At 61.6% G+C, this 21,965-nt stretch carries 14 protein-coding genes; 11 read left to right on the top strand and 3 right to left on the bottom strand.

Annotated features, from left to right (window positions below; genetic code table 11):
* Positions 1-66 precede the first annotated feature (66 nt).
* The 3 genes from GPK42_RS08340 to GPK42_RS10175 all read right to left on the bottom strand — a co-directional run bounded on the left by GPK42_RS08340 (position 67) and on the right by GPK42_RS10175 (position 6,121).
* Positions 67-2,409 (bottom strand): heavy metal translocating P-type ATPase, encoded by a 2,343-nt coding sequence (locus GPK42_RS08340; RefSeq protein WP_215694759.1) that lies wholly within the window; start codon positions 2,407-2,409, stop codon positions 67-69.
* 493 nt (positions 2,410-2,902) lie between these two features.
* Positions 2,903-4,987 carry a protein kinase domain-containing protein gene (locus GPK42_RS08345; protein ID WP_215694760.1) on the bottom strand — a complete coding sequence of 695 codons (2,085 nt, stop codon included), beginning with the start codon at positions 4,985-4,987 and terminating at the stop codon, positions 2,903-2,905.
* 171 nt (positions 4,988-5,158) lie between these two features.
* Positions 5,159-6,121, bottom strand: a complete 963-nt coding sequence (locus GPK42_RS10175; RefSeq protein WP_195544336.1) for an FHA domain-containing protein — start codon at positions 6,119-6,121, stop codon at positions 5,159-5,161.
* Positions 6,122-6,709: 588 nt separating this feature from the next.
* Here GPK42_RS10175 and GPK42_RS08355 point away from each other — a divergent pair.
* The 11 genes from GPK42_RS08355 (at position 6,710) to GPK42_RS08405 (ending at position 21,942) form a co-directional block, all read left to right on the top strand.
* The gene (locus GPK42_RS08355) at positions 6,710-8,959 is read left to right on the top strand and encodes a DEAD/DEAH box helicase (protein WP_215694761.1); all 2,250 of its coding nucleotides are present in this window, start codon (positions 6,710-6,712) and stop codon (positions 8,957-8,959) included.
* A 621-nt stretch (positions 8,960-9,580) separates the two neighbouring features.
* Positions 9,581-10,342 carry a ferredoxin family protein gene (locus GPK42_RS08360; RefSeq protein WP_215694762.1) on the top strand — a complete coding sequence of 254 codons (762 nt, stop codon included), beginning with the start codon at positions 9,581-9,583 and terminating at the stop codon, positions 10,340-10,342.
* 343 nt (positions 10,343-10,685) lie between these two features.
* Positions 10,686-11,198, top strand: a complete 513-nt coding sequence (locus GPK42_RS08365; RefSeq protein ID WP_215694763.1) for a PTS sugar transporter subunit IIA — start codon at positions 10,686-10,688, stop codon at positions 11,196-11,198.
* Between the two features lie 18 nt (positions 11,199-11,216).
* Positions 11,217-12,071 (top strand): PRD domain-containing protein, encoded by an 855-nt coding sequence (locus GPK42_RS10180; protein ID WP_338404351.1) that lies wholly within the window; start codon positions 11,217-11,219, stop codon positions 12,069-12,071.
* A 99-nt stretch (positions 12,072-12,170) separates the two neighbouring features.
* Entirely contained in the window at positions 12,171-13,787 is a 1,617-nt protein-coding gene (locus tag GPK42_RS08375; RefSeq protein WP_215694764.1) for a PTS transporter subunit EIIC, read from the top strand.
* Between the two features lie 3 nt (positions 13,788-13,790).
* Entirely contained in the window at positions 13,791-15,173 is a 1,383-nt protein-coding gene (locus GPK42_RS08380; RefSeq protein WP_215694765.1) for a 6-phospho-alpha-glucosidase, read from the top strand.
* Positions 15,174-15,429: 256 nt separating this feature from the next.
* Entirely contained in the window at positions 15,430-17,262 is a 1,833-nt protein-coding gene (locus GPK42_RS08385) for an NAD(P)-binding protein (RefSeq protein WP_215694766.1), read from the top strand.
* Positions 17,256-19,067, top strand: coding sequence for a [FeFe] hydrogenase, group A (locus GPK42_RS08390; RefSeq protein ID WP_275950437.1), 1,812 nt, complete (start codon positions 17,256-17,258; stop codon positions 19,065-19,067). Before GPK42_RS08385 ends, GPK42_RS08390 begins: the two co-directional genes overlap by 7 nt.
* The gene (locus tag GPK42_RS08395) at positions 19,061-20,125 is read left to right on the top strand and encodes an ABC transporter substrate-binding protein (RefSeq protein ID WP_252200218.1); all 1,065 of its coding nucleotides are present in this window, start codon (positions 19,061-19,063) and stop codon (positions 20,123-20,125) included. Before GPK42_RS08390 ends, GPK42_RS08395 begins: the two co-directional genes overlap by 7 nt.
* A gap of 3 nt (positions 20,126-20,128) precedes the next feature.
* A complete protein-coding gene (locus tag GPK42_RS08400; RefSeq protein WP_215694767.1) occupies positions 20,129-21,505 on the top strand; it encodes an ATP-binding cassette domain-containing protein in 1,377 nt (458 codons plus the stop codon).
* Between the two features lie 215 nt (positions 21,506-21,720).
* Positions 21,721-21,942 carry a type II toxin-antitoxin system RelB/DinJ family antitoxin gene (locus tag GPK42_RS08405; RefSeq protein WP_117757910.1) on the top strand — a complete coding sequence of 74 codons (222 nt, stop codon included), beginning with the start codon at positions 21,721-21,723 and terminating at the stop codon, positions 21,940-21,942.
* Positions 21,943-21,965 lie beyond the last annotated feature (23 nt).

Below are 21,965 nucleotides of genomic sequence, written 5' to 3' on the forward strand. Positions count from 1 at the left end.
TCGCTCCTCTTTCAGGTCAATCTCGGGCACCTGGAAAACCCGTTCTAAATGGACTTAATAGTGATCCTATTTTGCCACTTTGGGCTTAAAGGATTTCAGGCGCAGCGCGTTGCTTACGACGCATACGCTCGACAGGCTCATGGCTGCGGCGCCGAACATCGGCGAGAGTTGCCAGCCGGTGAGCGGGAAGAACACGCCCGCCGCCAGCGGAATGCCGATGCCGTTGTAGAACAGTGCCCAGAACAGGTCCTGCTTGATGTTGCGGATCGTGGCGCGCGAAAGCTCGATGGCGCGGGCGACGTCCATAAGGTCGCTGCGCATGAGTACCACATCTGCCCCTTCTTTGGCGATGTCGGCACCGGTGCCGATCGCAAGGCCCACGTCGGCGCGCGCCAGAGCGGGGGAGTCATTGATGCCGTCGCCCACCATGGCGACCTTGCCGCCCGCATCCTGCAGTTCGCGCACGTGGCGCTCCTTGTCGGCGGGCAGCACGTCCGCGATGACCTGCTCGCGGCTCAGCCCCACGCGGCGGGCGATGGCCTCGGCCGTCACGCGGTTGTCGCCGGTGAGCATGCGCACGTCGACGCCGAGCTTGCGGAGCGCGGCGATGGCCTCGGCGCTCGTCTCTTTGACCTCATCAGCCACGGCGATGGTACCGACAAGCTCGCTGTTCTTGGCAAAGAACAGCGGCGTTTTGCCCTCGGCGGCGAACTGTTCGGCAAGGCCGGCGGGAACCTTCGCGCCTAGCTCGTTCATCAGGTGCACGTTACCGGCGGCGATGACATTCTGCCCCTCGCGCGCCGTAACGCCTCGTCCGGGCACGGCGGCAAAGTCCTCGACCATGCGCGCGACGATCCCGCGTGTCTCGCACTCGGCCATAATCGCCTCGGCCAGCGGGTGCTCGCTTGAGCGCTCCAGCGCAGCGGCCAGCTTGAGCAGCGCCTTTTCGCTCATGGCGGGCGATCCGTCAGCGCGCGTGGCTACCACGATATCGGTCACGGCAGGCTTGCCGCGGGTGACCGTGCCCGTCTTGTCGAGCACCACGGTGCCCACGCTGCGCAGGTTCTCCAGCGCCTCGGCGCTCTTAAACAGAATGCCCATCTCGGCGCCCTTGCCGGTGCCGACCATAATGGCGACGGGCGTGGCCAGGCCCAGCGCGCACGGGCAGCTGATCACCAGCACGGCGACGGCGGAGGTAAGCGCTTCGTTGATACTTCCAGTCAAAACCATCCATGCCACAAAAGTCACGGCCGAGATCGCAAACACCACGGGAACAAACACACCGGCGACCTTGTCGGCCATGCGGGCGATGGGCGCCTTGGTGGCGTTGGCATCCTCGACGAGCTGGATAATCTTGGCGAGCGACGTGTCGGCGCCCACACGCGTGGCGCGGAAGGTAAACGAGCCCGTGCGGTTGACCGTGGCCGCGTTGACAGTGTCGCCGGCGGTCTTCTCCACGGGAATGGATTCGCCGGTGAGCGCGCTCTCGTCCACAGCCGAGCTGCCCTCGAGCACCACGCCGTCAACGGGGATGGACTCTCCGGGGCGCACGCGCAGGACCTGGCCGGGAAGGATACTGTCGACGTCGACGGTGGCCTCGCTGCCGTCCTCTGCCACGACGGTCGCGGTCTTGGGTGCCAGGTCGATCAGCGCCTCGATGGCGCCGCCGGTCTTGGATTTGCTGCGTGTCTCGAGATATTTGCCCACGGTGACGAGCGACAGGATCGTGCCGGCGCTCTCAAAATACAGGTTGTCCATGCTCGTCATCATTGCCTCGTGCACCTGCCCGGCGGCCAGCTGGTCGGCCATGATGAACATGGCGTAGAGCGACCAGGCGATGGAGGCGGTGGCGCCCACGGCAATAAGGGCGTCCATGGTAGGCGCGCCGTGCGCGAGCGACTTGAAGCCGTTGATAAAGTACGCGTCGTTGACATAGACGATGGGGATGAGCAAGACGAGCTCGGTGAGCGCGAGCGTCATGCTGTGGGTGTGGTCGGTGAAGACGCCGGGCAGTGGCCAACCGAGCATGTGCCCCATGCCTATGTAGAACAGCGGGATGAGGAAGATGATCGAGATGATGAGGCGGGTGCGCATGGCGGAGGCAGTGGCCTCCAGCTTTTTGGTCGGCGACTCCATATGGGCGGCGCCGGACCTGGCTTGCGCGCTGCCGTTTGAGCCGGCGGCGCCGGTGCCCTCATCGACGGGCGAGGCCGAGTAACCCGCACGGTCGACGGCGGTGCAGATATCGTCGGGGGAGACTTGCACGGGGTCATAGTCCACCATCATGGAACCGGCGAGCAGATTGACCGCGACGCTTTGGACGCCGTCGAGTTTGCTCACGGCGCGATCCACATGCGCCTGGCAAGCGGCGCATGTCATGCCGCCCACGTCGAACTTATCTTGAGCCATGGCTTCTCCTTTCTGTGGTTCGGTGTTGGAATTGTTAACCTGCTGATACTATACACCCATACCCCCTGGGGGTGTCCAGTACAGAAAGAAATGTATGTCATTCTATTATTGGTCGAGGTGATAGCCAGGTCGGCGGACCGTAGCCGGTCTAATGTCTCAATCTGTAACAACTAGACCCGTTTTTGTCGAGTAACTGTTACAGATCGAGACAAACCATTAGAGGGCAACCCGAACATCTCGATCTGTAACAGTAAGACCGATAATTGGGCCCTAGTTGTTACAGATCGAGACAGAGCGTCTGTGGTCAACTCAAATGTCTCGATTTGTAACATCTAGAGAGGTTTTTGACCCCTTACTGTTACAGATTGAGATGTTGTCTCGCGGGGTTGGGGTTTGTCTCGTTTTGTAACATCTAGACCTGCATCTGCCGAGCTAGTGTTACAGAACGAGACAATTGCCGGGGTGGGTCCCGTCATGGCAAGACGCCCGCCGCCTAGATACAGAATCCGGGGATCACGCAGGTTCGTTTGTTTGGCTTGTCCGCGGGGGTGGCGTACATAAAGACGTCGCCGTCGTGCCCCACGCGGTTCATATAGAGCGTGCCTTCGCTCTCCGATGTGTCGGGGCTCACCGTGCGCTCCCACCAACAGGTGTCCTTGCCTTTCCACTGGCGGACCATCGTCTCGTTCGTGGAATACGGGCTCACCTTGAGCTCGCGGAAGAGCTGATACTCCTTGCCCTCGCCGTTGTAGATGTCTGCCAGGTAGTGATAGTCCTCGGCAAACGAATCGGGCGGCTGCACACCGCACAGTTCGACCATGGCGGGCAGCCAAAGGGTCGCGGGCAACTCGCTCAGACACGCCGCGCTGTTGGCAGCGCCCACATTGTTCGAGACCTTCTTGACACCTTTAATGAGCGCGCGTAGCTCATTGGGCAGCAGCTTAAGGCCGTCGCCGTCGAGCCATTCTCGCAGCTCGCAATCTGCCCAGCCGGCGCTCGGCGGTTCAGCCGCAGCGTTGCGCTCGGCAATACCCGCATCGAACATAAACGTCAATCCGGCCTTGCCCGTCCCGTCCAGAAGCTCATCGTGGCGGATGCCCACAAGCTGCGCGCCAACCTGCAGCCCGTTGGTGAGCGTGACACGCTTGGTACACGGATAGGGGATATGCCCATCGGCATCGAGCAGATGATAGCGCCTGGCAATCTCGCGTGCCTCGCTACGGGTCTCGGTGGCCTTAATCTTGAGCGAAATCTCCTGCAGCTGATCCCAAGTGTAGTCGTCAAGTGAACTGCGGATGCCGTCCAGGTAGTCGGGGATGCCAAAGCCATGGGTTGCCGCCCCGATAACGCCGAGCCCCGCAACGGCTGCGACAACGCCACCGATAATAAAGCGGCGGCGGGTCATGGCATCGTGCCGGGCCTGCTCTAGAATCTCTCGCGCTCGCTCGCCGGCGACGTTGACCTTAAGGTGCGTACCGGAGTCGATGTCGATTACGGCGTCATTGCCCGCGCCCTCGCGGTCCTCAGATTCTGCAGCGGGGAGGTATGTCGAGAGCACCTCGAGCATCTGCTGCTCGGTAGGGCGATCGCCCTGTTCGACCGAGATGCCTTTCATGATGATTTGGACAAGCGCTTCATCGCCCTCGCAGCGCGGCTCGAGCGGTGCCGGCTTGGTCTTGGTCTTTACGAGATAGAACGAGCCGGTTGCAGCGGCGTCCGTCGACTCAAAGTCAAACGGTTTGCGACCGCTGTAGAGCTGGTACAAAATGCTCGAAAGCGCATAGACGTCGATTGCCGGCGAACGGCGAAGGGCCGCGATGCCTTCGATATCCTGCGTGAGCATCTCGGGCGCGGCGTATGCGGGCGTGGCAAGGCGCCAGATGTCGGCGCGCCGGGTGATCGTGTCGTCGCCGAGAGCCATGGTCGCGGAGCCCATGTCGATGAGGCAGGGGTCAAAGGAGCAATCGGCAATCTGCTGCTCGAGCGTTCGGCTGGTGGTGCGGAACATGATATTGGCAGGCGACAGGTCGCGATGAATGACCGGATTCACGAGGCCTTGGGTCATCAAGAGCGCACGAAGCACGGCGTTTCCGACGGCGGCGACCATCTGGGTGGTCAGCCCGCCCGAGGCGTCGTGCGGAAGCAGGGGCAGCGCCTGCTTGAGCGAGGTGCCCTCGACCCACTCCATGAGGATGAGCGGGTCATCCTCGCACGATCCGTAGCCATAGACGCGCGGAAATCCGCGCAGGTGCGAGACGGTACACAGATGACGGTACTCCTCGAACAGCGCAGCGGTGTTGGCCAGGTGCGCTGCCGATTGCTCGGCGGAGCGGTCGGGGGCTTGGCCGGAAAGGATGGCGTTGTCCTTGAGTAGCTTGACGGCAAAGACCTCGCCGCTCGTGTTGGTCGCGCGCAGCACGTGCCCGATGTTGCCGTTGTTGCGGTGGGCCGTCTGGAGAATAAGCGTCATAAACCGACGCTTGGCGTCGTCCTCGGCGCTGGGGTCGACCGCCACGGCGGTATCGAACGTATCGAGACGGATGAGTTTGTCGCCATAGGCGCTATCGGTAGTATCCATGGCGTTCCTTTGTCTGGCATGGGTTGCCGCACGTATACGTGAGCAGTGCGGATATCGGTAAAGTACCATGATAGCCGCACTGCCCACGTATACCGCTGTGCATTGTCGTTTACGACGCAGAAGGTAGAAGACGAAAGACGGACGGCGACCGTCTTTCGATCGCCGTCCGCGCTAGTCCACAATGACAAGGAATGTCGTATAGAGACCCAAATGAAGTCTGTCGCTGTTGGCGATTTCCACGGGGGGATAGATCTTGCCGGGCTCGCGTTGGTCGCGCGGCGGCTCAATCACAATATCGCCGTCGCGCGCGCCCGATTCGAGCACCGTGCCGTTGGTCGATCCAAGGCCCTGGGCGTACCAGTGCTCACCCTCAAGCCAAATGCGAAGATGCTCGCGCGATGCGTCGGCGCCCACATCGGTGATGCTGGGCGAGGTTTTGGGCAGAGAACCAATCACGGTGCCGTGCGGATCGCGTGTGAGGGGATGGATTTGCATGTCGGCGCAGTTGTCGGCATGGGTTCTGAGCAGACCGAGGTTGGGGGCGACGGTGCGCGGCTGCTCCAGGCTGCTCATAAAGCCACGTCCGACGGTAGTTTCGGTGGTGCCAAAGTGCTCGCCCGTCTTGCTGTCGCAAAAGCGCTCGACGGTGGCCACGCCCTGAACGGGATCGGCGAGCGCCCCCGTTGCCACAAAGAGCATAAGGTAAAGCGTGCTTTTCTCGCGCACGGCATTGCCGTCAAAGTTGTCGATGCGATTGAGGGCATTTGCATATAGGCGGCTGTCCAGCTTGTAGCTGGTGAGAGCCGACATCATTTCGTTGGCGGCCGGACCGCGATAGTGCTCGGCGATTGCCCGATAGGCGGACTCGCCGCCGCCGAGCTTGCTGCAGATTGCCGAGGAAAGGTTGAGCGTGGTGACGGTAAAGTCGCTGTAGATGGAGGGCGCGCACTGGTCAGGCTTGCGATGGACGATGTAACGGGTGAGATACGAGCGGTTGGAAGAGCATTTCTCGAGCAGGGTACTGCCGAGATAAGAGTTTCCATTGATGAGCATTCGGGCGATCTCGAGATGTTTAAGACCGCCGAACGAGCGAATATCGTTATAGAGGACCGAGCAAGGCGTCTCTGCTGCCACGGATACCTCCTTTGATTGCTTCCTAGCCAATATGGCGATAGGAATTAATGGCCCCCGGTGGGCGACGTATTAAATGGCTGCGCAATATATAGCGTAACCAAAGCAACATTATAGGCCACATGTTCGAAATTGCAGGAAGAGCGAGAGATTTGGTTTGGACTGAACGGAAATCCCCCTCTGTCTTGTTCTATAACAATTAGGAGCGATTTTACTCGGTAACTGTTACAGATTGAGACGCTCGTGAACCGTGTCGACCGTTTGTCTCGATCTGTAACACGTAGAGGAAGATTTGCCCTGTAGATGTTACAGATTGAGACAATCAGCCGGGCCCACCCCGTCCGCCTCGTCATCTGTGGTTTACGTGGGGGCATGCGAAGCACGGGTATACTAACCGGCGGCGAATCTGCTCCATCGCTTAGAGCTGCTGCGTCTGGACGGCGCGTGACAGGGCTGCCAAAGCGATCGCCAGCGTGCTGAGCAACGTCCTCTCTGTGCGCACCCGTTTTTGTATGTATTAGCGCACTACCAAGCACGCCCGCGCGGCCGCATGCCGCGCTCATGACGCGTGCAGATAAGGAACAACAACATATGCGTAATTCTGTATCCGACGTCACCGACGCCGAGATTCTGGACGAGACCCGCGAGGTCATGACCCAGGCTGCCTTCGATGCCGCCGACGAGGCAAATGCTGCCCAGGCCGTCGAGTCCGCTACCGAGAGCCTGCCCGCCTTTGACGAACTGGGCCTCTCCGACGAGATGCTCCGTGCTATCGAGAACCTGGGCTACACGGCGCCGACGCCCGTGCAGGCCGGCTCGATCCCCGTGGTGCTCGAGGGCCGCGACCTGCTTGCCGCCGCCCAGACCGGCACCGGCAAGACGGCCGCCTTTTTGCTGCCGACCATGAACAATCTGGAGCACATCGCTCCGCCCAAGCCCGTGCGCGAGCGCGGCGGCCGCAACCGCCGTCGCGGTGCCAAGAAGCCCGAGGGCAACGGCCGCGGCCCCGTGATGCTCGTCATCACCCCCACGCGCGAGCTTGCCCAGCAGATCGACGAGGTCGCAAGCAAGATCGCCGACGTCACCGGCCATGTCGCCGTGACCGTCGTGGGTGGCGTGAGCTACAAGCCGCAGACCGCGGCACTCAAGTACGGCTGCGATATCCTGGTCGCCACGCCGGGCCGTCTGGTCGACCTGATCGAGCAGGGCGCCTGCCACCTGAACGAGGTCAAGGTGCTGGTGCTCGACGAGGCCGACCGCATGCTCGACATGGGCTTTTTGCCCGCCGTCCGCCGCATTGTGCGCGAGACGCCGGCCGAGCGCCAGACGCTGCTGTTCTCGGCGACCCTCGACGAGGAGGCCGTGGGCGAGATCACCGACCTGGTGAGCGACCCGGCCCGCGTGGAGATCGCGCCGGCCACGTCGACCGCCGACACCGTCGACCAGTTTGTGTTCCCGGTGTCCATCGAGGCCAAGAACAACCTGTTGCCCGAGTTTCTCAAGAAGGAGGGCCCGGAGCGCACCATCGTCTTTATGCGCACCAAGCACCGCGCCGACAGCTGCTGCCGTCGTCTGGAGCGCAAGGGCATCAAGGCCGCCGCGATTCACGGCAACCGTAGCCAGGCCCAGCGCGAGCGCGCGCTTTCTGCCTTCCGCGACGGCACCGTCGACGTGCTGGTGGCAACCGATGTTCTCGCCCGCGGCATCGACATTAGCGACGTGCGCTACGTCGTGAACTTTGACGTGCCGGCCGAGCCGACCGACTATATCCACCGCATTGGCCGTACGGGCCGCGCCGGCGAGCTGGGCTGGGCCATTACGTTTGTGACTGAGCAGGACGTCGACGAGTTCTACGAGATCGAGAAGCTCATGGACAAGACTGCCGACATCTACGAGGCCGGCGACCTGCATGTGGGTCCCAACCCGCCTGCGGTTGATCCCGAGCGCGACCCTGCGGCCTTTAAGGTGAAGAAGAAGACTAAGCGCGGCAAGTCCAAGAGCAAGAAGAAGCTTGAGCAGGCGCGTCGCGACGGCAAGCGCAACGGCGATGATTACGGCGACGTGGCCGGCCGTTCCAACCGCGGTCGCGACGAGCGCCGCAGCGACGGCGAGCGTCCGAGCCGTCCCAAGCGCAGCGGCAAGACCCGCGTGCGCGAGGGCGTTCAGGCTCGCGTGGACGAGGCTGTTGAGAGCGTGGCTCGCGAGGTGGCTGCCGAGGAGCGCGCTGGTGCTGGTGCCGCTGAGCAGCCTGCGCGCGGTAACCGTGCCGAGCGTCGTGCCAAGCAGTTCCAGGGTGAGGCACATCGCCGTCGTCGCGAGGATGAGGATCGCGGTGGCCGTCGTCGTGTCGAGCGCGAGGACGAGGGCCGCGGTTCGCGCGGTGGCAAGCGCGGTTCGGGCGACCGCTGTCGTTCCGGTCGTGATGGCGAGCGCGGTGGCCGTGATGAGCGTCGCGGCGGCGAGGGTCGTGGTGAGCGTGCTGCCCGTGGCGGTGAGTCCCGTGGCGGCAAGCGCTTTGAAGAGCGCGGTAGCCGCGGCGGCGAGCGTCGCGAGGGTGCTCGCGGCAATGGCGGCCGCGGCGGCGCTGGTCGTTCTAACGAGTCGCGCGATCGTCGTGACCCGCGTGCCAGCCGCGATCGTCGCGATGACTGGCGCAACTACGACGATACCCGCGAGGAGCGTCGTGGCGGCTATCGTGGCGCTCGTGGTGGCAACCAGGCCGGCTCCCGTGGCGGCCGTGCCGGCGGTCGCGATAACCGTGGCAGCTATGGCAACAGCCGTGGCGGCAAGCGCGGCGGCAGCTCCCGTCGCCCCGGTGACGGCGGCGGCAAGCGCAAGTAACATACGCATCGCCCGCTAGAGCGAGGTGAACCAAGGGTCCCGAGCAACTACGCTCGGGGCCCTTTTTGTTTGTCGTATCCGATCGCTAGTTCAAATGTGATTTCCTCGGGAATGCATCTAGAGGATGCCGTGGACCTGTTTTCTGCCATGCGGCAATGGGTCCCATGGGGTGCGCCGTGCATTTTTTGGAGTATTCTGCAGTTCGAGTTGTCTGCATATGATCCGACGTCGCCAACGGTGGCCTTCGGATATCCCTGGCGAGCGTTCTGAGTCAGATTTCGCCGTTTTCCGGAGCAGGGGCGCGTCATTCTCGCCATATCGGGACTTAGAATGATACGGCGCCCTACAGTTTTGCCCACCCGCGGCGGTGCTGGCGTGGTTACGTTGCAGAATACTCCGTTTTTTGCACGGGCTAGGATGGGGTACCTCAGGAGAACACAGCGGTATCCCGTAAATATATACAATCTGTACCGTAATTTATACAAAACGAAGAGGCAGACAGCGTAGGGTTGGTGCATTGGGGTGTTTGATGCACCAAAATGGGGATCCCACGTGCCGTATACTCTGGCTGGATGTGAAAACGGCTTGACGCGTTGCCAGACGTAGGGGGAGGGTGTCTCGATGAGCGTATTCGAAATTGTGTTTAGTCCGACGGGTGGAACGCAGAAGGTGTCTGGCCTTGTGGCCGGGGCACTGGACAAGAATACCGTTACCGTCGATCTGACCGATAGCGGGCTAGATTTCAGCGCTGTCTCGATGACTGAGGACGACGTGGCCGTAATCTCTGTGCCGGCGTATGCCGGTAGAATCCCGGCTGTGGTGGCTGACCGGTTGGGCATGGTTCACGGCAACGGAGCGCGGGCCGTTCTGGTGTGCGTCTACGGAAACCGCGCGTTTGAGGACACGCTCGTAGAGCTGGAGGACGTTGCGAAGCATGCGGGATTCCGGGTGATCGCGGCAGTTGCGGCCATTGCAGAACATTCCATTGCGCGACAGTTTGCTGCCGGTCGTCCGGATGCGCAGGATGCGGCGCAGCTTGCTGAGTTTGCTCAGCAAATTCAGCAAAAGCTGTTGGCTGAGGATGCGTCCGAGCCCTCTATCCCCGGCAATCGTCCTTATAAACAAGCTGGAGGTCACCGCATGGCACCCGAGGCAACAGAGGATTGCGTTTCCTGCGGTGCATGCGCCGCGGCGTGCCCCGTTTGTGCTATCGACAAGGGTGACCCCAAACGAGCAGCTGGCGAGGCGTGCATCTCCTGCATGCGCTGCATTGCCGTATGTCCGCGAGGTGCTCGTAAGGCTGATCCCAACAAGCTATCCGCTGTTTCCCAGATGCTGAGCAAGGTTTGCGTCGTGCGGAAGGAATGCGAGCTCTTTATCTAGCGCATACGAAATTGGTGCAATGGGACCAGGTTAATCTGCACCAACCTGGTGCAAACAAACCTGTCCCCAATGCACCAGAGTGAGGAGTGTCCCCGAGTGCCGGCAGAAAAGGAACGTCCCTAAGTACCGCATAAATACCGTTTATCGGAGAAAAAATACCGTTCGCCGGTCATAATGATTGTTCCGGCTTTGGGCTTGTCTACAATAGCTCACGTAAAAAGAAATGCGGAAGGTTACCGAGTCCCTCGGACGTGGGCCTAACCAAAGTCTTTGAACGGGTGTGTCTCTATGGATGCATTCGCTTGATTTTGGTTGGGCTATAATTATGAAGGGACATGCCACCATGGGTTTCTTTTCTCGCCTAATGGGTGGCTCGGATAAGCAGACGACTGCGGCTTCCGAGTTCGAAATCCTCGCTCCCGTTTCCGGCGAGCTTGTTCATCTAGAAAATACCAATGACCCCGCTTTTAGCAGCCGTGCGGTGGGCGATGGCGTTGCCGTGGTTCCCCAAGAGGGAACGGTGTGCGCTCCTGTTTCCGGCACCGTCGCGGCGCTGTTTCCGACTGAGCACGCGCTGGGCATCATGTCCGACGACAGCTCTGCTCAGGTGATGCTGCATATCGGAATCGACACTGTTAAACTTGAGGGCAAGGGCTTCCATGCGCTTGTTGCCCAGGGTGACCATGTCGACGCGGGCCAGCCCCTCGTCGAGGTCGATTTCGACGTGGTTCGCGCTGCCGGCTTTGATCCCACGGTCTTCGTTATCGTGTGCGAGCGTTCGGAGAACTCGACTCTTCGCGAGCATGCTTCCGGCCCTGTTGCTGTTAAAGAGCCTGTCGTCTGGCTTTCCGAGTAAATTCTTGTGGTGGGTACCGTGGTTATCAAGCGAGTTTTTAACAACAACGTCGCAATGGTCACTTCGGACGATGGCTCCGAGCTCATCGTCATCGGTCGAGGCCTCTGCTTTGGTCGCCATGCCGGCGATGCCATCGATGAGACGTCGGTCGAAAAGACCTACGCGTTGCAGGAGGGAACTTCTCAGGATTCGCGTACGATTGACCGCTTGGCACATCTTTTGGAGTCCATCCCCACCGTCAACCTCGTGATTTCCGAGGACATCGTTCAGATGCTCCGTCGAGAGCTCAATGTTGATATCAACGACAAGATTCTCATTGCTCTCGCAGACCATATCAGCCTTGCTTTGGAGCGTGAGCGCAAGGGCGTCTCCTGTGAGAATCCGTTGCTGCTCGAGATCCAGCAATTCTATCGCAAGGAGTATGCGCTTGCGGGCCGTGCGCTGCAGATTATCAAGGAGTATATGGGCATCCAGATGAGCGAAGAAGAGCAGGGTTTTATTACGCTGCATATCGTCAACGCCACCATGCCGCAACGCTCCGATCGTTTGATTGTTTCGGTCCAGCTTGTTCGCGACGTGCTCGCGATTGTTTCCAAGCGCTATGCTACGACTCTCGATGACACCTCGCTGCCTTACGAACGTTTCGTTCGTCACCTGCAGTTTTTCGCACAGCGAGCGCTCGATCCTACGGCAGGGCAAATCAACGGAGACGCGCTGTTCCGAATCGATGAAACGGCGTATCCCTGCGCATTCTCGTGCGCGGACGCCATAGCCGCCCACTTGTCGTCTACCTATAACGTTGTCGTTACCGATGCTGAGAAGAGTTATCTCGCATATCACATTGTTAACCTGCTTGGAGAACCTGGTCTCTAGGCATAACGTGCCCACACATCGATTGATATAAGGCAAGGCTCACGGTCTTGTCCAGGGCACATCTGTCTTAATTTGCGGAAAAGGAAGGGGAGTACCGCTATGACCGCAAAAAAGAAGTTCAATTTCAAAGCGCCGTTGGAGGTGTTCGCGAAGTCGATCGTTCAGCCGATGATGTATCTCTCGGTTGCCGGCATCCTGCTCATCGTGGGCATCATTCTGACCAACAAGACCATCTGCGCTTTGGTCCCCGTACTGGGCTCCGGTCCGTTCCAGCTTGTGGGCGCCGTTGTCTATCAGTCGCTGATGTTTATCATCAACAACCTCTCGATTCTGTTCTGCGTGGGCATCGCCGGCGCCATGGCAAAGAAGAACAAGGGCCATGCTTCGCTGATTGCCCTGATGTCGTTCTTCCTGTTCCTGCAGGCTAACAACATCGTGCTCAACGCCACCGGCTCTCTTGCCGATGCGAGCGGCATGCTCGGTCTTACCGGAACCGGCCAGGCCACCGTTATGGGCATTCAGGTGCTCGATACCGGCGTGTTCGGCGGCATTATTCTCGGTTGCATCACCGGTGCCGTGTTCAACAAGTACTCGAATAAGCAGTTCCCCATTGCCCTTTCGATGTTCTCGGGCGTTCGCTTCCCGTTCCTGATCATGATCATCATCTCCTGGATCATGGGCGCTGGCTTCTGCATCGTTTGGCCTCCGGTTCAGGGTGCCATCTCCTCAGTTGCCGGCATCATTAAGGCGTCGGGCAACATCGGCCTCTTTATCTACGGCATGCTCAACAAGCTGCTCGTTCCCACCGATCTGCACCACCTCATCTACACCCCGTTCCAGTTCTCCGATGTGGGCGGCACCCTTACACTGGGTGATCAGGTTATCGCCGGCGCCTATCCCATCCGTGTTGCCGAGATGGCAATGACGGGTCAGCCCTTCTCCGATAGCACCTACTTCAACAGCTATACCTTCAACAACCTGTGGCCCTACATCGGTATCGGTCTCGCCTTTATCTTCACTGCTTACAAGGGGAACAAGGACAAGACCAAGGCCGTTATCATCCCGCTGATCATCACCGCCGTGCTCTCCTGCGTGACCGAGCCCATGGACTTCCTCTTTGTCTTTGCCGCTCCCGTGCTCTTTGTCGTTCACTCGGTTCTTTCCGGCATCTTCCTGGTCCTGCTCAAGGTCCTCTCCGTGCCCGCTTCGACTGCAGGCGGCATCATCAACATCGTGGTTTCCAACCTGGTCCTCGGTGTCGACAAGACCAACTGGCCGGTTATGCTGGTGCTTGGAGTCGTTAACGCCGCTCTGTACTTCTTCCTCTTCACCTTCCTTATTAAGAAGCTCAACCTCCACACGCCTGGTCGCGAGGAGGAGTCCGAGCTCGCCGAGTCCGTTGCCGAGGGCGAGGCCGCCGCATCTGTTGCGGTGAAGCAGGGCGCTGTTGCCGCGGCTCCCGCAGAGGGCGTCGATGCAGGTATTGCCGACCTGGTCGCAGGTCTTGGTGGCAAGGACAACATCGAGGAGCTCGAGAACTGCTTTACGCGTCTCCGCGTGAACGTTAAGAACCCGGACCTCATCAATGAGGACCTCATCAACCACGTGCCCAACAGCGGCATCAACCGCAACGGCAATAATATCCAGATCATCTTTGGCATGAAGGTCGCCGAGATGCGCGACAAGGTCGAAAACGCAATTGAGAAGGAGCAGTAAACAATGATCATTACTCTGTGTGGTGGCGGATCCACCTTTACCCCCGGCATCGTCAAGTCAATCGCCCTGCGCAAGGACGAGCTCGACGTTGACGAGATTCGTCTGTACGACATCAACGAGGAGCGCCAGCGCAAGATCGGCGTGCTCGTGGACTGGATTTTGCACGAGGACCTCGGCCTGGACATCAAGCTCACGGTGACCACCGACAAGAAGACGGCTTTTACCGACGCGAGCTTCGTGTTTGCCCAGATGCGCGTGGGCGGCTACGCCATGCGCGAGCAGGACGAGAAGATTCCGCTGCGTCACGGCTGCGTGGGTCAGGAGACTTGCGGTTGCGGCGGTCTTGCCTACGGCATGCGCACCATCTTCCCCATGGTCGAGCTGATCGATGACGTTGAGAAGTACGCCAAGAAGGACTACTGGATTCTCAACTACTCCAACCCTGCCGCCATCGTCTCCGAGGGCTGCCGCGTGCTGCGCCCCAACGCTCGCATCATCAACATCTGCGACATGCCGATCGCGATTATCGACGTGGTTTGCGCCGCGCTCGATATCGAGAAGAAGGATGTCGAGTACGATTACTTTGGCCTCAACCACTTTGGTTGGTTCACCTCGATCCGCCACAAGGGCGAGGAGGTGCTCCCGCAGCTGCGCGAGTACATCAAGGAGCATGAGATTCTGCTGCCCGATTCCTACCTCAAGGGTATGGGCTCGCTCATGGCAAAGAAGCCCGAGGAGGCCACTGACGAGCACCCCGAGCAGAACCGTCACACCAAGGGCAGCTGGTACTACGTCTGGAAGGGCGAGTACGAGATCATGGAGTGCTTCCCGGAGTACCTGCCCAACACGTATCTGAACTACTACCTGCAGCAGAAGGAGTTCGTCGAGCATTCCAACCCCGAGCGCACCCGCGCGAACGAGGTTGAGGAGACGCGCGAGAAGAACCTCTTCGACGGCATCGACCACTACGAGAAGACGGGCGAGATCGACGAGAGCACGTTCTATGCGGGCAGCCACGGCGACTGGATTGCCGACCTGGCCATCGCTCTGAAGAACGACACCAAGCAGCGCTTCCTGGTCATTTGCGAGAACAAGGGCGCTATCCCCAACATGCCCTACGACGCTATGGTCGAGCTGCCTGCCTACATTGGCAAGAACGGCCCCGAGGTCATCAGCCGCGACAACATTCCTCTGTTCCAGCAGGGCCTCATGATGCAGCAGCTGAACTCCGAGAAGCTCGTGGTCGAGGCTACGATCGAGGGTTCGTATGAGAAGGCGCTCAAGGCCTTTACGCTGAACAAGACCGTACCTTCGATGAAGGTCGCCAAGGAAGTTCTCGACGACATGATCGAGGCCAACAAGGGTTACTGGCCCGAGCTTAAGTAAAAGCAACAGGGTCGCTGGCCGCATACCATGATCAATGCCCCGTCCACGTGATTGCGTGGGCGGGGCATTGTCATTTGGTAACGCGTTTTATCAAATATGGCATTTATCTGCGGTAATGTTCTTTTTCACCGCTGAGGGTGACATTTTATACCGCCTGCCGAACCGTATGGAGACCTCACAACTTTTTAGGTCAGTGTTGTGCGTGTAGCAATTTCGCCCGGCCTCGCCTCCGGGTTGCCATGTGAGAGGGGATCTTATGGCTCGACTGCATGTTATGGAACGCAGCCACGCTCAGGCCGTCATGGACGACCTGCACGATGCGCTCGGACGTCGTCTGGCGGTGAGTTCGCTCGCTCCGTGTCCCGTTGAGTTTACGGCAGCGCTCGTCAACCTGTGCTCCACCCAGAGCTGCGGCAAGTGCACGCCCTGTCGCGTGGGCCTGAGCGCGCTGAGCGACCTGCTCGCTGATGTGCTCGAAGGGCGTGCCGATGAGTCCACGCTCAATCTGATTGAGCGCACGGCCCGCACCATCTACCTTTCGAGCGACTGCGCCATCGGCTACGAGGCCGGCGCCATGGCGCTCACGGCCATTCGCGGCTTCCGCGACGATTTTGAGCATCACATCCGCGAGCACTCCTGCGGCTTTGACCGCGAGGCCCGCGTCCCGTGCGTTTCTGGCTGCCCGGCGCACGTCGACATTCCCGGTTATATCTCGCTCGTCGAGGCCGGCCGCTATGCCGATGCCGTCAAGGTCATCCGCAAGAACAACCCGCTGCCGCTCGTCTGCGGCTTGGTGTGCGAGCATCCCTGCGAGATGCACTGCCGCCGCGGTATGGTCGACGACCCCATGAATATCCTTGCTCTTAAGCGCTTTGCCGTTGAGCACAGCGACCTCAACGACCACAAGCCGCATGTAGTGGACAACACCGGTAAGCGCGTCGCTGTGATCGGCGGCGGCCCGGCCGGTCTTTCCTGCGCTTACTACCTGGCCGTGATGGGCCACAAGGTGACCATTTTTGAGCAGCGCCACCACCTGGGCGGCATGCTGCGCTATGGCATTCCCAGCTACCGTCTGCCGCGCGAGCGCCTGCAGGCCGAGATCGACTGGATCTTGAGCGTCGGTATCGACGTGGAGCTCGACCACTCCGTGAACGGCGAGGAGCTCGCTCGCCTGTGCGACGAGTTCGATGCCGTCTACCTGGCCATCGGTGCCCACAGCGACAAGAAGCTCGGCCTTCCGGGCGAAGAGGCTCCCGGCGTGGAGTCGGCCGTCAAGATGCTGCGCGCCATCGGTGACGACGCGCTGCCCGACCTGAGCGGCCAGCGCGTGTGCGTTATCGGCGGCGGCAACGTGGCCATGGACGTGGCCCGCTCTGCCGTGCGCTGCGGCGCCGAAAAGGTAAGCATCGTCTACCGCCGCCGCATCTGCGATATGACGGCCCAGGACGCCGAGATCGCCGGTGCCCAGGCCGAGGGCTGCGAGGTGCTGGAGCTGACGGCCCCGCTCGCCATCGAGACGGGCGAGGACGGTCGTGTGAGGGGCCTGCGCGTGCAGCCGCAGATTATCGGCGAGCCCCGCCGTGGGCGCCCGGCCCCGCGTGCCGCCGCCACGCCCGAGCAGGTCATCCCCTGCGAGCGCGTGTTCGTGGCCATTGGTCAGGACATCGACTCCAAGCCGTTTGAGGACATGGGCATCGCCTGCAAGTGGGGTCGCGTCGTCACCGATTCGGACGGCGCCGTGCCCAACTTCGATGGCCTCTTTAGCGGCGGCGACTGCCAGACCGGCCCCGCCACCGTCATCCGTGCTATCAACGCCGGCCGCGTGGCTTCGGCAAATATCGACCACTACCTGGGCTTCGACCACAAGATTAAGCTCGACGTGGAGCTGCCGACCGTGCAATTTAAGGGCAAGCACGAGTGCGGCCGCTGCGAGCTGGGCGAGCGCGAGGCCGGCGAGCGCATTCACGATTGGAATCTGGTCGAACAGGGCCTTACCGAGGAGGAGGCACGCCAAGAGGCGAGTCGCTGCCTGCGTTGCGACCACTTTGGCTTTGGTGCGTTCCGCGGAGGGAGGAACCTGGAATGGTAGAGCTCAACAAAACCACTGTCGGCGACTACAGCGAAAACGGAGCGCACAACATGGTCAGGCTCATTATCGATAACTGCGAAGTCGTGGTGCCCGAGCACACCACGATCCTGGATGCGGCCAAGTCCGTCGGCATTCAGATTCCCACCCTGTGCTACCTGCGCGATCTAAACGAGATTGGCGGCTGCCGCGTGTGCGTGGTCGAGGTTGAGGGCTGCGATCAGCTGGTCGCAGCCTGCAACAACTACGTGCTCGACGGCATGGTGGTCCACACCAACAGCCCCAAGGCCCGCGAGGCCCGTCGCACCAACGTGCAGCTGCTGCTGTCTCAGCACGATTCGCAGTGCACGAGCTGCGTGCGCAGCGGCAACTGCAACCTACAGACCATCGCCAACGACCTGGGCATTTTCTATCTGCCGTATCAAAGGCATTTGGCGGGCGAGGGCTGGGATTTCGATTTTCCCATCATCCGCGAAAACGACAAGTGCATTAAATGCATGCGCTGCATCAAGGTGTGCGAGAGCGTGCAGGGCCTAGGGATTTGGGACCTGACCAACCGCGCCACGCATACCGCTGTGGGTACCCGCGGGCGCGCGCCGATCGGCAAGACCGATTGCGTCGCGTGCGGCCAGTGCGTTACGCATTGTCCGACGGGCGCACTGCGCGAGCGCGACGATACCGAGACCGTGTTCGACGCGCTCGCTAATCCCGACAAGATCGTGCTGGTGCAGATCGCGCCTGCCGTGCGCAGCGCCTGGGGCGAGGAACTCGGCATTCCGCGCGAGGAGGCCACCGTTGAGCGCCTGGCTTGCGCGCTGCGTCGCGTTGGCTTTGAGTACGTGTTCGACACCGATTTCTCGGCCGATCTCACCATTATGGAGGAGGGCTCCGAGCTGCTCGAGCGCTTGGGCGCCGCCGCCAAGGGCGAGGGTGACAGCCGCGGCTGGCCCATGTTTACGAGCTGCTGCCCGGGTTGGGTGCGCTTTGTGAAGGCGCGCTATCCGGAGTTTGTCGACAGCCTGTCTACGTCCAAGTCGCCGCAGCAGATGTTCGGCGCTATTGCCAAGACCTACTACGCCAAGGTGCTGGGCGTGGAGCCCGAGCGCCTGTTCGTGGTGTCCGTTATGCCGTGCACGGCCAAGAAGGCCGAGTGCGCGCTGCCGAGCATGGTGGGCGAGGGCGGCGCACCCGATGTGGACGTTGCGCTGACGGTGCGCGAGATGGTGCGCATGATCCGCGCGAGCCACGTGAGCGTGGACACGCTGGTTGAGGGGCCGCTCGATACGCCGCTGGGCTTTGGCACAGGCGCGGGTGTGATCTTTGGCGCCACGGGCGGCGTGATGGAGGCCGCCGTGCGCTCGGCATATTACCTGGTGACGGGCAAGAACCCGGATGCCGACTTCTTCACTGACGTGCGCGGACTCGAGGGCTGGAAGGAGGCCGTGGCCGATATCGACGGTACCAAGGTGCGCGTCGCCGTGGCGCACGGGCTGGGCAACGCCGCCCGTCTGCTCGACGCGATTCGCGACGGCCGTGTGAGATATGACTTTGTTGAGGTCATGGCGTGCCCGGGCGGCTGCGTCGGTGGCGGCGGTCAGCCCATCCACGACGGCTGCGAGCTGGCGGCTGAGCGTGGCCAGGTGCTGTGGAGCCTGGATGCGAAGGCGGACATTCGTTTCTCGCACGAGAATCCCGATGTCCAGGCGTGCTACCGCGAGTTTTTGGGCGCGCCGCTCTCGCCGCTGGCCGAGGAGTTGCTGCATACCGACCATCATGCCTGGTCGATGCCTAACGAGGGGACATGCTAGCGATGCGCGCGTTTGATGTTGAGATGTCGCGCCGGGGGTTTGCCTCGGCGCTCGCCGCGGGCGCCCTGTCACTTGCGCTCGCGGGCTGTGGCGGCGGGGCTGCCGGTGCCGGGTCCGCCGCGGGCTCGGTTGCCACGGACGGCGCCGGTGCTGCCGCAGAGCCGGTCGAGGTGCACGTCGCCTCGCTCAAGGGTCCGACGTCGATCGGTCTGGTGCAGTTTATGGACCAGGCAGCCGATGGCGAGACAGACAATGAGTTCGACTTTGCGATCAACACTGCCGCCGACGAGATCGTGCCCAAGGTGATTCAGGGCGATGTCGACATTGCCTTGGTACCCGCCAACGTGGCGAGCGTTCTCTACAACAAGACCGAGGGTGCGGTACAGGTCATTGATATCAATACGCTTGGCGTGCTGAGCGTGGTGACGGGCGACGCAAGTGTGGCCTCGTTTGGCGATCTGGCGGGCCACACCGTCTATATGACGGGCAAGGGCACCACGCCGGAGTACGTCATGAACTACCTGCTGGAGCGCGCGGGCCTGACCGGTCAGGTGACGCTCGAGTTTAAGAGCGAGCCCACCGAGGTGCTGTCGGCCCTGCTTGCCGACCCGTCCGCCGTGGGCGTGCTGCCCGAGCCGTTCAAGACCGCTGCCATCGCCAAGAGCGAGGGCAAGCTGTCGGCACCGGTGAGCCTGACCGATGCGTGGGACGAGCTGGCAGGTGACACGGGCTCGCGCCTGCTGACGGGTGTGACCGTGGTACGCCGTGCCTTTGCCGAGGAGCATCCCGAGGCCGTGGCGGAATTCTTGAGCTGCCATGCGGCGAGCGTGAAGGCCGTGAACGCGGCGCCGGCGGACTGGGTGCAGGCCGTGGTCGATGCAGGCATCGTGGATAACGCCACGATTGCCGAAAAGGCGATTCCCGGGTGCATGCTTGTGTGCCAGACGGGGAAGGATATGAAGGCGGCGCTCGGTGGGTACCTGCAGGTGCTGGCCGATGCGGACGCGAGTGCCGTGGGCGGCAAGCTCCCGGCTGACGATTTCTACTACATGGAGTAGCTCGTGCGTGCGTTTGCTCAACAAATGACAGAGCGTATGAAGGCGGTGGCGGCAGCAGGTGCCGTTGCCGCCTTTTGGCTTGCCGTGTGGATGCTGGTGGCGGCGCTGGTGGCGCAGCCGCTGATCTTGCCGGGGCCGGGTGCTGTTGCCTTGGCGCTGCTGCGCCTGGTGTGCGATGGCGGTGCCTGGGCGATTTTGGCGGGCTCGGGCGCGCGGATACTGGGTGGGCTGGCGCTTGCCGCGGTGTGTGGTGGCGTACTTGCCGGGATTTCGTCACGTTCGCGGGCGTTTGCGCGCCTGGTGGCTCCGGCGCTGTCGTTTGTAAAGGCGACGCCGGTCGCCTGCGTAGTGGTCCTGCTACTTATTTGGCTGGGGTCGGCGCGCGTGAGCATCGCCGCCGTCTTTTTGATGGCGCTGCCGGGCGTGTATTTCTCGCTGGCCGAGGGGCTGGCCCAGGTGAATAAACCGCTGGAGCAGATGTTCCGTCTGCATGGCGTGCGCGGCTGGCGCCTGTTTTGCGTCCATACCTGGCGCGAGGTGCTGCCGTTTGTGCTTTCGTGCGCCCGCGCCGTGATTGGCATGAGCTGGAAGGCCGGCGTGGCGGCCGAGCTGATCGGCATGGCGGCGGGCACCGTGGGCGAGCGCATCTATCAGGCAAAGCTTTTGATTGAGACGGCTGACCTGCTGGCGTGGACCGTGCTGGTCGTTGCCGCCTCGTGGGCGTGTGAGCGCGTGCTGGTGTGGCTGCTGCGGGTTTCGGGACCCGTGGCGTGGCGCGCGGCCGTGCGGGCGCATGGGCATGGACTGCGCGGGTGTGCGGGGGCTGCGAGCGGTGGCACTGCAGCGGAGCTTGCGCTTGCCGTGGGCGATCGCGCGCCCTGGGCGCCGGCACTCGACGGACTGGTGCTTCGCGTGCCCGCCGGTGGGCGTGCCTGCGTGATGGGGGCCTCGGGTGTGGGCAAGTCGACGCTGCTTGCCCTGGCAGCGGGGGAGTGCGCGCCGTGCTCGATGGTGTTTCAGGATGCACGCTTGGTCGAATCCGCCTCGGCGCTGGATAACGTGCTGGTATGCGCCGATGCACACGTGGACGCCTCGAGTGCCGCTGCCTTGTTGCGCCTGCTGGTGCCGGGAATCGATGCGAATGCGTGCGTGGCCGAGCTTTCGGGTGGGCAGCGCCGTCGCGTCGAAATCGCCCGAGCCCTGCTGTGTCCGGGCGACGCGGTGATTCTTGACGAGCCCTTTACCGGTCTAGATACCGCTGCGCGCGATGCGACGACCAAGGTCGTGCTCGACCTGCTCGACAGCCGTACGCTCTTGCTCGCCACACACGACGGCGCCGACGCTCAGGCCCTCAATATCTCGGACATCATCACGCTCTAAATACTAACTCAGCAACAAAATGATTCGTTTTTCTCCGTCCCTATGGGGTTGGGTGTGGTATTCTATCTGCGTGGTAATACTTAAGATTACTAAGTAATACCAACGCCGCAGAAACAAACTCCGGATGCGGGCCAATCGGGTTGCCTTCACAGCCCGTCGCCCAGCCGCGTGGCCCGCATCTATCCGCACCACCGTCGTTTCAAAAAGGAAGCGCCATGGCAGAACACATGACCCCCGTAGTCGCGAAGGTCTTGCCCGAGGAGAAGGCAGCCTTCGCGGCTGCAACTCAGCTCGTGGGCACTACGCCGTCCAACGCCATCCGCATGTTTATCGCCGCGTTCAATCGCTGCGGCACCTTTCCGTTCGACATTTCGCCCAACGGGGCCTTTGGCAAAGACTGTCCCCAACAGCTAGTCGTTGAAGAACGTCCCCAATGACTAGTCGTTGGGGACGTTCTTAA

It is taken from the genome of Collinsella aerofaciens (genome assembly GCF_018785265.1).
Lineage (GTDB): Bacteria > Actinomycetota > Coriobacteriia > Coriobacteriales > Coriobacteriaceae > Collinsella > Collinsella aerofaciens_AI.

Bases quoted from the DNA above. Each gene is read 5' to 3' on its own strand.
- GPK42_RS08340 (WP_215694759.1), bottom strand. From the start codon at position 2,409: ATGGCTCAAGATAAGTTCGACGTGGGCGGCATGACATGCGCCGCTTGC.
- GPK42_RS08345 (WP_215694760.1), bottom strand. From the start codon at position 4,987: ATGGATACTACCGATAGCGCCTATGGCGACAAACTCATCCGTCTCGAT.
- GPK42_RS08355 (WP_215694761.1), top strand. From the start codon at position 6,710: ATGCGTAATTCTGTATCCGACGTCACCGACGCCGAGATTCTGGACGAG.
- GPK42_RS08360 (WP_215694762.1), top strand. From the start codon at position 9,581: ATGAGCGTATTCGAAATTGTGTTTAGTCCGACGGGTGGAACGCAGAAG.
- GPK42_RS08365 (WP_215694763.1), top strand. From the start codon at position 10,686: ATGGGTTTCTTTTCTCGCCTAATGGGTGGCTCGGATAAGCAGACGACT.
- GPK42_RS08375 (WP_215694764.1), top strand. From the start codon at position 12,171: ATGACCGCAAAAAAGAAGTTCAATTTCAAAGCGCCGTTGGAGGTGTTC.
- GPK42_RS08380 (WP_215694765.1), top strand. From the start codon at position 13,791: ATGATCATTACTCTGTGTGGTGGCGGATCCACCTTTACCCCCGGCATC.
- GPK42_RS08385 (WP_215694766.1), top strand. From the start codon at position 15,430: ATGGCTCGACTGCATGTTATGGAACGCAGCCACGCTCAGGCCGTCATG.
- GPK42_RS08390 (WP_275950437.1), top strand. From the start codon at position 17,256: ATGGTAGAGCTCAACAAAACCACTGTCGGCGACTACAGCGAAAACGGA.
- GPK42_RS08395 (WP_252200218.1), top strand. From the start codon at position 19,061: ATGCTAGCGATGCGCGCGTTTGATGTTGAGATGTCGCGCCGGGGGTTT.
- GPK42_RS08405 (WP_117757910.1), top strand. From the start codon at position 21,721: ATGGCAGAACACATGACCCCCGTAGTCGCGAAGGTCTTGCCCGAGGAG.